Annotated in this window: 9 protein-coding genes; all 9 read right to left on the minus strand. The window is 63.9% G+C overall.

Features of this window, described 5'->3' with window-relative positions:
* Positions 1-3: 3 nt before the first annotated feature.
* On the minus strand, positions 4-525 hold the full coding sequence (locus HX881_RS02910) for a penicillin-binding protein activator LpoB (protein ID WP_177082660.1): 522 nt from the start codon (positions 523-525) through the stop codon (positions 4-6).
* 28 nt (positions 526-553) lie between these two features.
* Complete coding sequence (locus HX881_RS02915; protein ID WP_177082662.1) at positions 554-4,144, minus strand: tetratricopeptide repeat protein; 3,591 nt, start codon at positions 4,142-4,144, stop codon at positions 554-556.
* A complete protein-coding gene (locus HX881_RS02920; RefSeq protein ID WP_177082664.1) occupies positions 4,122-6,941 on the minus strand; it encodes a bifunctional glycoside hydrolase/polysaccharide deacetylase family protein in 2,820 nt (939 codons plus the stop codon). The genes HX881_RS02915 and HX881_RS02920 overlap by 23 nt, the downstream gene beginning before the upstream one ends.
* An 80-nt stretch (positions 6,942-7,021) precedes the next feature.
* Positions 7,022-7,954 (minus strand): NAD-dependent epimerase/dehydratase family protein, encoded by a 933-nt coding sequence (locus HX881_RS02925; RefSeq protein WP_042936480.1) that lies wholly within the window; start codon positions 7,952-7,954, stop codon positions 7,022-7,024.
* A gap of 435 nt (positions 7,955-8,389) precedes the next feature.
* Positions 8,390-9,367: a LysR family transcriptional regulator gene (locus HX881_RS02930; protein WP_177082666.1), complete on the minus strand. Its 978-nt coding sequence runs from the start codon at positions 9,365-9,367 to the stop codon at positions 8,390-8,392.
* 57 nt (positions 9,368-9,424) lie between these two features.
* On the minus strand, positions 9,425-10,378 hold the full coding sequence (locus tag HX881_RS02935; RefSeq protein ID WP_177082668.1) for a peptidylprolyl isomerase: 954 nt from the start codon (positions 10,376-10,378) through the stop codon (positions 9,425-9,427).
* Positions 10,375-10,863, minus strand: a complete 489-nt coding sequence (locus HX881_RS02940; RefSeq protein ID WP_042936570.1) for a YbjN domain-containing protein — start codon at positions 10,861-10,863, stop codon at positions 10,375-10,377. The genes HX881_RS02935 and HX881_RS02940 overlap by 4 nt, the downstream gene beginning before the upstream one ends.
* Positions 10,864-10,883: 20 nt before the next feature.
* The gene (locus HX881_RS02945; protein WP_177082669.1) at positions 10,884-11,531 is read right to left on the minus strand and encodes a DNA repair protein; all 648 of its coding nucleotides are present in this window, start codon (positions 11,529-11,531) and stop codon (positions 10,884-10,886) included.
* A 16-nt stretch (positions 11,532-11,547) separates the two neighbouring features.
* Complete coding sequence (locus HX881_RS02950) at positions 11,548-13,272, minus strand: putative porin (RefSeq protein WP_017128491.1); 1,725 nt, start codon at positions 13,270-13,272, stop codon at positions 11,548-11,550.
* Positions 13,273-13,277: the final 5 nt, after the last annotated feature.

Genomic DNA, 13,277 nt, shown 5'->3' on the forward strand with positions numbered 1-13,277 from the left:
CAGTCACTCGATCCGCAGGCCGCCGACAAGTTTGTCGAGGACCTTCTGGGCCGCGCCGGCCAGGCTTTCGCGGGACCAGCCGGCACGGGCGCCGCTGTTGCTCCAGAGCACCTTGCCGGTGCCGGCCTCGACCACCCGCAGGCTGATGCCCACCGCCGGTTCGCCATCCAGGCCATTCTTGTACTGCCACTCCTCGACGCTACCGGAGACCACGTAGTCGAGCTTCTGCTCACGGGCCCAGTCCATCGCCCCGGCCAGGCGCTCGTTGTCGTCGAGCAACGCCTGTTCGCCCTGCCCCGGCGCGCCGGCATAGACCTGCGGTTGCAGGCCACGGCTGCTCAGCACGCTGAGCAGGATCTGCTCACTGCGCTCGCCGGCCTGGGGCGTCTGCGAATAGTTGACCAGCGGCAACACGCCCCACCGGGCCTTGCTGGACAATTGCGGGCTGCTTTGACCGGTAAAGCTGCTGCAGCCGGCCATCAATACCGCGACCATCGCCAGACTCACGCAACGAATGGATTGCATAAGGTTAACTCCTCTTTGAATTCCATGATCAGCGTCCGAAACGCACGCTGTAACTGACACCTGCGGTACCGCCGGACTTGCCCGTGCCACCTTCCGGCGCCGACTGGTAGCCGAAGGTCACTGCCAATTCGTCATCTCCCAGCACCTCGGTACCGACCCCGGTACTGATGGCATAGTTGATCGTGTTGTCGGTCCACTGCCAGCCCGAGCTGACATCCACCAGCCAGGTGTACTGCCCGCGTGTGCGGTTCAGTGCCCCCGGGAAGCCCCGTCGCCACGAGCTGCCGAAGAACAGCTGGCCGTAGCGTTTCTGCAGCAGGGTCTGGCTGGTGATCTCGCTCGGGTCGTCGAGCTCGACCCCGACCAGGTCGATCGCGCCACCCAGGGTATTGGCCAGGTTGGGCAACGAGCGGTTGTTCAGGCTGTTCTGCTGATAGTCGATACCGCTGCGCAGTTCCCAGTTCGGCCCCTCGAACTGCAAGGTGTGATCGAACTCGATCTTCAGGGCCTGGCCGTTGCCCAGGTCATCGCCGCCGCGAGTCGAGAACGAGCGCTGGGCCAGGTTCCACGACAGCTGGTCACGAGCCGAGTAGCGATGCCGCCCGCCCACCCAGACGTCGTCCTGGCGACCGAAGGCGCGCATCAGCCCGGTGTCCTCGTTCTTGCGGTGCCAGTCGGCGCCGACATCCAGTTCGTTGCCGCTGTCCACCTGCCAGGTGCGGCTGACCCCGAGGCCGTTGCGGTCATCGTCCTTGCGCAGGCTGCTGTCGAAGATCAGCTTGTAGTTGCCATTCTCCAGTTGCCGCTGCAAGGTCAGCTCGGTATTGGTCTCGCTGCCCAGGCGTGATGAGTCCAGGGTATCGCCACTGTATTGGCCCTGCTCCAGCACCAGCTTGGCGTACCAGTTGTCGTTCAGGTAGCGCGCGGTGGTCAGGCGCGGACCGTTGAACACCAGTCCGCCATAGTCCTGCCGCTGCCACGAGAACAGCATGCCCTGCGGGGTCCGCTCGGTCATCTCGATGGCCTGGCGACGCAGTTGCTCGCGGATCGCCGGCGGCTGCTCGTCACCCAGCGCCGACAAGCCCACGGCCAGCGCTTCACCGCCGCGACCAAGACTGTTGAGAGCCTCGACCTGCTGCGCCGGATCGAGGTCGCCGCTGGCCACCAGGCGTTCCAGGGCCTGGCGATTGCTGCCGCGCAAGGCTTCCTGGATCTGCTCGTAACTGTTGATCTTCAGGCCACGGCTGCGGGCCCAGGCCAACCAGTCGTCCTTCTGAGCCGACTGGTTGATATCATCCAGCCGCGCCAGCAACTGATCGAACCACAGTTGCAGCATCGGCTTGGAACCATCCAGCCATTGCATCGCCTTGTTCTGCGCCTTGCGCGACGAGTAGCTGCTGGCCAGCAGGCGCAACCAGGTCGAGTAGCCCTGCGGCGTCGCGCGAATCAGCTCCGGCGTCACCTCGCGGTTGAGCTTGAGCCGCAAGCGCTGGGCCGAATCGGCGTAGCCGGCACCTTCCAGGGCATCGGCGTAGGCCGCCTGGACCATCCAGTCCTGGGGATTGGCCTGCAGGTACAGGCGGTACCAGGCCAGGGCCTCGCTGTTGCGCCCGACCAACTGGCTGGCGGCGGCAAACGGCAGCCACAGGGTGCTGTCACTGCGCGCCAGGGCTCGCCATTGCTGCAGCAGCGGCTTGATCTCACGGGTGCGACCGAGGTCGACATACAGCCACATCAGGCGTTCGCGGAACGTGTTGTCATCCGGGAAACGGCTCAACCCCAGGCGATACAGACGCAGCGCCTCGTCGGTCTGCCCCTGCTGCACCGCCAGCGCGCCACGGGCGGCCAGCACCTGGGAACGATCGGAGGCATCCGGGTACGCCTCGGCCTCCTTGAGCAGGTCGATCACCAGCGGCCAGTCCTGCAGCTCCTGGGCCAGTTGCAAGGCCGCCACCAGGCGCTGCGGGTTGTGGCCCTGGCGCCAGCTGTCGACCGTCAACTGCAGGGCCTTGCGTGGATCGCGGGTACGATAGAGGGCAATCAGCTCGCTCTCGTCGCCGAGATTGAGCGAGCCCTTGATCGCCAGCATCTTCTCCAGCGCGACCCGCAGTTCCTCGTCCAATTCCAGGTCCCAGGCCAGCGCGGCGCGGGACTGCCAGTAATTGATATCGTCGATCTTGTTGCCATCGACCGCGGTGATCACCTTCCAGGCCGACTGGCTGTCGAACAGCTTGAGGTGGTTGTTGGCCCAGTCCACGCGCTCGGTGCTGCTCAACGGATAACGCTTGGCAAAGTTGTTCCAGACCTGCAGGCGCTCCGGGTACTGCTCGGTGTTTTCCAGGTTCTGCAACAGGCGGACCCAGGCCAGGCGGTGTTTCGGGTACTTGGCGACATAGCCGCGCAGCCACTTTTCCGCCTGCTCGGGCGTACCCCGCGATTCCTCGGCATAGACCAGGGCATCGAGCTCGACATCGGTCAAGGCGCGCTTGTGCATGATCCCCGCCAGGACCGGGATGCCCCGGTCGAAGTCGTAGGTCTGCATCGCCAGGCGCCAGGTGTGTTCGAACTCGGCCGGGTTGTCGCGCAGCTTGCTGAGGCTGATCCAGTAGCCCAGGGCCGATGCCGAATCGCCCTGCCATTCGGCGATATGCGCCATCTGCTCCAGCAGCAGCGGGTCTTCAGGGCGCTGTTCGAGCAGTTGCAAGCCCACGGTGTGGGCGCCCTCGAGGTCGCCGAACGCCAGGCGCTGCTTGAATTCCTTGGCCAGGATTTCCGGGCTGTCGGGCTGCAACTTGCGCCATGCGGTAAAGAATTGCTCGGCCAGGCCGACGCGGTTGTGGGCCACTGCCACATCGACGCCCTGGTCAAGCAGGACCGGATTGAAATCGCTCTCGGGATGCGCCAGCAATTCCTTGCCCAGCAATTCGGCGGCCTGATCGCCACGGTCCGCCGCCACCAGGCCCTTGAAGGCTTCCTCGAGGAACTGCCGGCGCTCTTCCGGTTTCTGGCTGCCCTCCAGCAATTGCACATAGAGATCGGCAGCCCGGCCTGGCTGCTCGCTGGCCAGGTACCATTTCCCCGCTTCGGCCAGCCATTTGTCGCGTTGCCTGGGATCGCGACGGGCCAGTTCGACATAGGCATCGGCCGCCAGGCCCGGGGCCTGGGCACTCAGGGCCAGCGCGGGCAGACGCTCGAGTTGCGGTGTCGGCAATGGCTTGTAGTCAAAGGCCTTGAAGCGCGCGGCCAGGGCCTGCAACGCGACGCTGTCGGTACTGTTGTTCAGGGCCAGGGCATCGAGCTGCAAGCGGTAATAGTTCTTCAGCGTCGGATCGGCCTGCGGCCAGTCGAGCAGATGTTTTTCCGCCCGCGGGTAATCGCCCAGCTGGATCAGCAGGTCGAGCAACTGGGTGCGCAATTCGCTGTTTTCCGGATGCGCCGCCAACAGCACCTCGGCATAGCTGGCCGATACCTCGTCCGGCTGGCCGCCCTTGGGACGGAATGCGTCCTCGTTGCGGAAGGTCGCCCACAGCAACACGCCGACAGCGATCGCCACCAGTAGCAGCGCCCAGGGATTGAGCAGCCGCGCGCTTTTGGCCTTAGTTGCAGAGGAGTTGGGCATCACTCACCTGCTTCATTGGAAGTTGGAAATGCCACAGGCCCTGTTCGGACTTGCCGGCGTAGCGCTGGCCCTGGACTTCGACCCGGCAGGTACTGGCCGAGCGCACCGAAAACTCCAGGTTGAACTCACCGGCGAAGGAGAACGTCACCTGTCGCTCATTGACATAACGCCAGTCCCGCAACGGAATATTCGCCAGCTCCAGCGCCGGGCGTGGGTCACGCTCAGGTCGCAGGGCCAACAGTGGGTGGTCGCTGCTCAGCGCCACATAACGGCCCTGTGGCAGATCGCGGACACCGGCCACACCCTGGGAGCGAGCGAGGTCCGGCCAACCGAGCGCAGGATCCAGTCGCAGGGTACGCAAGCCATCCAGGCCACGAACCTGCCAGTCGCCATTGACGGTGCGGGCCAGGCTGGCCTGGTACAGGCCGTGGACCCGATCCAGGTAATCGCTCATCCACAACGACAGCGGTTGCTGGCCGCGCATGAACTGGTAGATATCGGTCATGGCCTTGATCGAGGCCTGCTTGGTGCCCGAATAGAAGTGGTAGTACAGGTGGATACCACGCAGGCGCCGTGGGCTGTCGGTCAGCTCGAAGGTGTCGATCACATCGCGGAAACCGTAGTACGGGCCCTTCCACAGGTTGGTGTACATATTCTCGTTGATCACCGGCGCGTAGTACTGCAAGCCGCCTTCGGTGGGACGCAGCAACGGATAGAGGCCGGTCAGCGACGGATTGGCCTTGGTCAGGATGGTCTGCCCGCCATTGACGTTCTTCAGCCCGGCGTCGTAGGCCATCTTGATGGTCTCGGCGCTCGGCAACGCATCGCCCGGCCAGAAGATCATCTTCACCGGCTTCTTCGCGGTGGTCAGGCGGCTGTTGATGTAGTCCCGTGAGCCGAATATCTCGCGCTTGTAGTCGAGGGTCTTGTAGCCCGGGATATTCAGGCGCAGGCCGTATTCGGCGTGGAAGTCCTCGTCCTGCCTGGCCTTGTCCGGCTGCATGTAGAACGGATGGCTGTAGGTGTGGCTGGCGACCTCGACCTTGGAATCGGCAAAGATTTCCTGGGCGATCGGCTCCAGCTCCTTGGCCAGGAACGGCGACATGCCCTTGGGCCCGACCTCGCCTTCGATGATCGACACCGACGTCAGGAACGGGTTGGGACGAATATAGTCGTCCAGCACCTGGCGTCCGGAATACGGTGTACCACGGACTTCGGCGTGGGACGGGAAACCGTCGCCGTCGATATGCACCGTGGCGATCCGCCGGCCGTTCTCGGTGGTGGTGTCCGGGCGCGGCTGGACCGGCAGGCGCAGGGCTTTCTGGATAAAGGCGAACGGATCGAGAATCCAGCGGGTACGTTCGACGTTGGCCTCCACGACATAAGGCGCCAGTGCCATGCCGCCCCAGTTGCCGGTGACCACCGGAGCGAACTTGCCGCCCTTGTCGTCACCCAGCAGCAAGGCCGGTTTCGGTCCGTCGGGCAGCAGCGTCACCCGGGTCAGTTCACGGCTGCGCGCCACCACCGGCGCCTCGAAGGCGCCGATCAGCGCCTTGTCCTGGCTCAGCACATGGAGCCCATCGCGAGCCCCCGGCGCCGACAGGTTCAGGCCCAGGCGCTTGAGCAGCGCGCGATCCTCGATCGGCAGGCCGGCCATGATCGCCAGGGGCACCTGCTCGTCCAGGCGCTTGCCGATCCAGCTATAAAAGGCACGGCTGTCCTGGGGCGGACCGCTGGTCATCCACACCACCACTCCGGCGTACAGGCCGGCGAAGCCGTAGGACGGCAGGCTGTCGTCGACCGGCAGGTAATCCACCCGATAGCCGAGGTACTCCAGCAGGCCGCCGAGCATCCGGTGCCCGGCGTGGTCGTAGAGTTCGCCTTCGCGGGGGTCGTAGAGCATGGCGATGCGACGCGGCTGTACTTCCACGCTGCTCAGGCTCAGGGTATTGAGCTCCGGCGTGGTGACCACCGGGATAAAACCTTCCTGGCTCAACTGGCGGACCAGCTTGCGCGCTTCTTCGCGACGGTTGGGCGGCAGGTAGTCGATGGCCACCAGCGGGATATTGCGTGCACGCAGCGGCTTGAGTTCGCCTTCCAGCCAGTTGCGGTCGGATTCGGACACTGGCCGATAGCGCTTGGCCGCGGCATCCCAGCCGGCATGGATCGATTCGACGGCGACGGCCGCGGCCACGCCATCCAGTTCACCCAGCACTTCGAAACCCCGGTTGAAGAACAGCTTCAGGCCCGGCTGACGGCTGTGCAGCTCCCGCAGAAAGGATGCCAGCGCCTTGCGTTGCGGTTCGCGGCTGGCTTCGGGGAGCAGTTGGAAACTGTCGAGGGTATCGAGGAACAGGCCGGCATAGCCCTGCTCCTGCAAGGCCTTGGCGCGCTTGAACAGGTGTTCGCGCCAGGCCGGCGTGGCGATGTCCATGACCTGGCTGTCCCAGGCCTTGTTACGGGTGCTGCTTGCGCCCTGGCTCAGGGCTTCCTTGTCCAGGGCCGTACGGTCGCCGTCGAACTCGCCCACCGACAGGTAGGCAAACGGCTGGCTGCCGAGTTTACGCAAGGTGGCGACATCACCGCTGCTCATATGGCCGGGTTCGACCACGGCCCATTCGAACTGCGCCAGTTCCTCGAGCGGTGGCCGCTCGGCGTACCAGAACCCGACGCTGGCAGGTGCCGGCGGTGCGGCCTGTACGACCGAATGGGTCGCACACAATGCCAGCGCGGTGAACAGCCGCCGTACGGCTTTACAGATACGGCAGACACGCGCCCTGCGAAACTCGATTTCCATAACTTACTCTTCAGTAGATCAATCCGCACAACATCAGACTACCGACACCCCGCGAACGGGGCGCCTGCAAGGCGATAGAACTAGAGACTGCGGTAAAGTCGCGCCAGACCTTCGGCCATGACGGTCGGCGTGCCCAGGTCGAAACGCTCGCACAGGCGGCGGTTGTCGGCCCTGGAATGGCGAATGTCCCCGGAGCGGGCAGGCGCATGGCTCACCGTCAACGGCTTGCCGGCGATCTGCTCCAGGGCGGCAATCAGATCATTGAGGGTGGTTACCCCACTGAGGCCGACGTTGGTGGCATCCGGAGTCGGCTGCGGGCGTTCGAGGCCCTGGACCAGGATCTTCACCAGGTCTTCGACATAGACGAAATCGCGGGTCTGTCCGCCATCGCCGAAGACGGTGATGGGCTGCGCGTTTTTTGCCCGCTCGCTGAAAATGCTGATCACCCCGGAGTACGGCGACGACGGGTCCTGGCGGGGGCCGAAGATATTGAAGAAGCGCAGGATCACCGGCTCCAGGCCATGCTGGCGCCGATAGAAATCCAGGTAGTACTCGCTGGCGAGCTTATCCGCCGCATAGGGTGTCAGGGGCGATTTGGCCGTGTCTTCACCGATCGCCGTGCCCTCCCCGTTGTTGCCGTATACCGCGGCACTGGAGGCAAACACCACCCGACGGATACCGGCGGCGATCATCGCCTCGCACACCCGCAGGGTGCCGATGAAATTGCTCTGATGGGTGCGTACCGGGTCTTCGACCGAGGCCTGCACCGAAGCGACGGCGGCCAGGTGCACCACCGCGCTGCAACCCTGCATGGCTTCAGCCAGGGTGGCGGCATCGGCGACATCGCCGACCACCAGCTTGAGGGAGGCATTGTCCATCGGCAGGTTGCTCACCTTGCCGGTGGAGAGATCGTCCAGGACCCGAACGGCATGCCCCTTGGCCAGCAGCGCATCCACAAGATGCGAACCAATGAAGCCAGCGCCCCCAGTTACCAGTATCCGTTCGGCAGACATAGATCATCCCAAAAGAAAAAACACCGCAATCCCAGCGTTTGAAGCTAGCACTCCCGGGGAATAAGGCATGGCAATAAGCCGCAATCACTGACCTTCCCTGTAGTACCCACCCTCCCTCACAGGCTGTACCGCCTTTTCATGGAGAGTCTTCAGAACGCTGGCGTCAAAAAAACATGAGTAAAATCAAGCAATCAACGGAGACATAGTGTGATATTGCGGAGCCAGCGTCAACAATATGTCGAGATTTATGAAATTTCGGGCGAGACCCATGAATAAGCCAATATTTTGGCTGGCGAGGCCAAAATCGGCAAGGATGAGCGGGCAAGACGGATGCAGTCCGTGACGCACGGTGTCACGAAAGCGCACGCGGAGTGTCCTGGGAGGTATTCCCACGCGGGCGCTCAGACGCCTCGACGTGGGAACGATCGGCGGGTGCTACTCAAACCACTCTCGCCGTTCCTTGAAGGTGTGCAGGATCAGCTCGACAATCATCTGCACCTCCTCCCGGCCCCCGGCTTCGCGCTGGATGGCCAGCCAGGCGCGGCGCTGCATGCTCTCGTCGAACAAGCCGGGCAGCGCCGCCAGCCCGCGGTCGAAGCGGGTGATGTAGCGCGGCAGCAGGCCGATACAGGCGCTGCAACGGATCATCTCCAGCATCAGTTCGTAGGAATGCACTTGCACCACCCCGGCCAGGCGCTGTTCGACCAGGCTGTTCCACGGCTGGAAACCCTCGATCTGCCGGTCGTGCTGCCATTGCACGAGCATGTAGTCCTTCAGGTCGTCCAGGGAGTCCGGGCGCACCGCTACCCGCGAGTAACGCTTGGCGATATGCGGCAGATAGTCCAGTCGCGCCAGGGGCCGTGGTTCGCTGATGTCGAAGCTCGGTCCCGGCCACGGTGAATCGACGCCCGCCAGCCAGACCACCACGTCGGCGCTCAGGGCCTGCAAGGACAAGGCGCTGTCCACCGGGATGATTTCCAGCCGCACACTGGCATTGCGCCGCAGCAGACCGATCAGGTCACGGCCCAGGATGTCGTGCAGGATCGATTCGGCAATCGCCAGGCGCACCAGCGGTTGTTCCACGATCGGCAGGCGCCGTTCATGGGCCAGGGCAATCAGTTGCGCCTGCAACTGCTGGCCTTCGCGACTGAGAATCAGCGCGCTGCCCTGGTACACGAACAGCGGACGACCGAGCTGCTCTTCGAGCAAGCCCAACTGTTTGCGCAACTGGGTCGATTTGATATTCAGGCTGCGCGCCGCCTGCATGAAGCAGCCGCAACGGGCGCTGGCCAGGAAGAACTGCGCGGTTTGCGCTTCGATCCGTTCGGCCAGCGTCAACCATGAGTCGCGAGGTTCGGTCGCGCCGTGGTACTCCATGACGCCCATGCGCTGGGCGGATTCATTCAATGACATCATTCAGACTCCCTGTCGGCGCCTGACGGCGCCCAACCATCCATTGGCAGTTTCTTGTCAGCGTTTCTCTTCCAGCACCTGATTGAGGACCGCGCCGTCGATGCTCAGGGTCGCGGTATTGAACATGCCCTCCAGGTACGCCTTGGCAATCTGTTCCTGGCGCTGGCTGCGCAAGGCGTCACGCAGGCGGTCGCGCAGTTCGCCGAGGGTCGCCGTACGCGACGGCTGCAACTCGGTGAGCTTGACGATATGGAAACCCGCCGGGCTCTGCACCGGGTCCGCCACCGCGCCAACCTTCAGCCGCGACAACGCCCCGCGTATTTCCGGCACCAGTTGCTGCAAAGGCTGCAGGCCCGAGTCGCCGCCACGCCTGGCGGTATCGCGGTCCTGGGAATACTGGGTCGCCAACGCGGCAAATTCGGCCGGTGCGGCCTGGGCGCGACGACTCAGGTCAACGGCCTGCTTGCGCACGCTTTCCAGCGACTGCGGGTCGGGCACTGCCAGGAAGATCTGGCTGACCCGATACAAGGGCGGCGTCTGCCAGGCCGATTTGCCGCTCTCGTAGGCCTGCTGCAATTCCTCGTCGCTCGGATAGTCCGCCGGCACCTGGCTGACCGACGCCAGGTAATTGCGAAAGACGATCTGTTCGGTAGCGGCGCGGGTCTGCTGTTCGATCTCCGGACGCTGGCGCCAGCCCTGGGCATCGGCCTGTTCGAGCACCGCCTTCTCGGCCAGGCGACTACGGATCCAGCTCTCCAGCGCTGCACGATTACCCCGCAGTTGCTCACGCGATTCCGGCGGCAGGGTCGCGAACAGCGCCTTCAGTTCCTCGGGCGCCACGTGCTGGTTACCCAGGCGCGCGACGGCCGGGCCACTCGCCGCCGGCTGCACGACGGAGGGCGTCGGCTGTACCGCCGCCACCGGATCGTTACCCGGGCGCATGGCCAGGGCGACCGCCCCGACCAGCACGGCCAGCGCACCCGCGCCGGCCAACAGGTTGCTTTTTTTCACAGGGCCGCCTCCTCCTCGTGTGCCGCCGGTTCAACCGAAGCTTGCGGTTGTGCCTGCAACTGCGCGGCATGCTGGCTGTACTCGCGCAGGTAGACGATGAACTCCTGCAGCAGGCGATCCCACAGCTCCAGGTTGCCACGCAGGTAGTTCACGCTGACACCCGCGGCCACCACCACGTCCATCTCCATCACCAGGAACTCGCCCTGCACGGACAAGCGGGCAAAACGCCGCGACGCGTTCCACAGTTCCGCCAGGCCGGCTGGCAGCTCACCCTGGACCCGCAGCGCGCAGCTGTAGGTGAAGTCGACATAGTTGCCCTCTTGTGCCGCCAGGTTACCGAAACGCACGGCGTAGCCGATGCCCTGGCTGGCACTGAGCAGTTGCACGATACCGTTCTGGTCGGTGCGGTTGACGCGGTAGCCGGCACCTTGCAGCAGCTCGGTCAGGCTGTCCGGGGTGACGTGTTCGATCAGTTGTTCGCTCATGAAATGTGCTTCCTTGTCGATCATTGATTGAGAGATGCGTGGCTCGCATCGAACTGGTTCTTGTAGAGGTCATCGCCGAAGGCCTGGGCCATTTCCTCGAACTTGACCCGGGCGCTGCCAGCGAAGGGCTGGCGGATTTTCATCACCTCGGCCACGTCGATTTTTTCGTAGGCGGCGAGGATCTCCTTGGCGATCCCGTACATCTGTTGATTCTTGGCCGAACATTGCTGCACTTGTGTGTCACGCTCGCTCAGTTGTCCCTGTAATCGGGCGCGCTCGGCCTCCTTGGCCTTGGCCATCACCAGCAGGTCGTCATAGGCCTTCTTGAACTTGCCCAACTGCTCGTTGGCGGCCACCGAAAAGGCCTGGGCCTGGCTTTGCAGGGCCTGTTGCTGGCCGGCCAGCTGTTCGCTCAGGCCCTTGGCCTTGGCCAGTTCGGCGGTCAACTGCTTGATTTGCGCCTGGGCCGCCTTGGCCTGGTTTTCCGCGGCCAGCCGCGCGGCGCTGGCCTGGGCCTGTTCGCTTTGCAGCGCCTGCAATTGCTGGGTGGTGCTGCGCAACTGGGTGCGCAGGCGCTCTTCCATGCCTTCGGCACTGGCGCCGCTGGCCAGTGCCACGCCGACCACCAGCAACAACGTCGACCAGCGCACCTGGGCTCGCATGTTCATGGGACCTCCCTCGCGCTTAGAAGCGCGTGTTGATTTCAAGCTGCATGACATCGATATCGAATGGCGCGCCATACACCGTCTCCGAATTGAGCCAGCGCGCGGTGGCGATCACGTTCTTGTCCAGGCCGTAGTTGGCGCCGAGGAAGAAACCCTTGGCGTTGGTGCCGCCGAGGTGGAACGAGGAATCGTTGAAACCGTCCGGCAAGGCGTCCGGCTGGATGTACTTGTAGCCACCGAAGACGTTCCAGTCGCCCTTGCGCTTGAGTTCCAGCGCATTGCCGAGGGTGAACTGCACCATCATTGCGTTGGCGCCGCTTTCCACCTTGCCGTCGTTGTCCAGGTTGTTGACGATCTGGCCTTCGGAGCGCTTGGTCATCTCGCCTTCGTCGTAGCCCAGGTTATGCACGTAGTTGACGTGGCTGCGCAGCTTGAAGTCTTCCGGCAGTTCGCTGTCGAGCACCAGGTTCAGGTCGATCAGGTTGAACTCCGAAGCCAGGCCGACGAATTGCGGTTGCGGGGTCTTGGCCGGGTTCGTCGGGTCCGGGGTGATATTGCGCAGCAGGAACACCGTGTTGCCTTTCTGCATGAACGCCGAGCGCGTGCCGTCGGTGTCGCAGCCGGGATCGCCATTCCAGGGCTCGCAGGGGCTGGAGCGCTTGCCTTCGATATTGTCGAAGCGGTAGTAGGCCAGTGCCCCCTTGAGCCGGTTGTGCTGGCTGAACTGCCAGTTGGCGCCGATCTGGCCGCCATACAGCCATTTGTTGTCGCTGGCCTGCTTGTCCGAACCATTGCTGGTGAAGGTATCGTTGCTGTATTCCACCGGGAACGCGCCGACCGTGCCGAACAGGCCCCAATCGGCGTTCAGCTTGCGGTCGAAGACGGCGGCGATGCCGTCGAAGTTCAGGTCGGTGGAGTACAACATGTCGGTGGAGAAGAACGGGTTGGCCATCCGCCCGCCGGTGATGCTCACATAGTCGTAGGGCTTCCAGGTCAGATAACCCTGGTCGAGCCAGATATCCTTCTTGGCAAAGCCGCCGCCCAGGGTCTGGGTGGTGGACACCGGATTGTTGTCCGAACCGGTGCCGATCCGCACGCCGGCCATCCACTCCGGGGAAATCACTGCTTTCATGCCCAGCCGGGCTCTGATCCGGAACAGGTTCTCGCGGTCTTCACGGGTATTGAGCAATGGCGGCAGGCCGGTGGAACTCTGTGGGTTGACGTCATAGGGACCGTTGGCGTTGAGCTTGGCGAAATCGATGATTTCCTTGCTGTTGATGCCCGAGCTGCCGTTCGCATCGTTGTCATTGCCACCGGCGTAATAGCGCGACTCGTCGCGCAGGCGGATATCACCGTCGAAACTGATCCGCGACACCCAGTCCGGGAAGGTATTCGGTTGCGCCCAGTTCTCCTGCTTGGCGGTGGCCATGACTTCGGCCTTGACCTGGTCGCGGATCTGGTCGCGGACGATCGCCGGGACGTATTGCACCCGCACCTCACCCGGCGTGGCCGCCGGTGCGCTGGCTGCGACGGCGTTGGCCTGGCGTGCCTGGACCGCTTCCTTCTCGGCCTGGGCGATCAGGCCGTCGGCCTGCTCCTTTTTCAGTACGCCCTGCTGCACCAGCAGCCGGATCAGATTGATCGTGGCGTTCTCCGAAGGCGCGGTCTGGGCCGTCGCCTGTCCGACCAGGGTCGCGATGACCAGGCCGACCGCCAGGCTCAATCGATTCACATTGGAAACCATTTGCA

It is taken from the genome of Pseudomonas gingeri (assembly GCF_013386115.1).
In the GTDB taxonomy this organism is placed as follows: Bacteria; Pseudomonadota; Gammaproteobacteria; order Pseudomonadales; family Pseudomonadaceae; genus Aquipseudomonas; species Aquipseudomonas gingeri.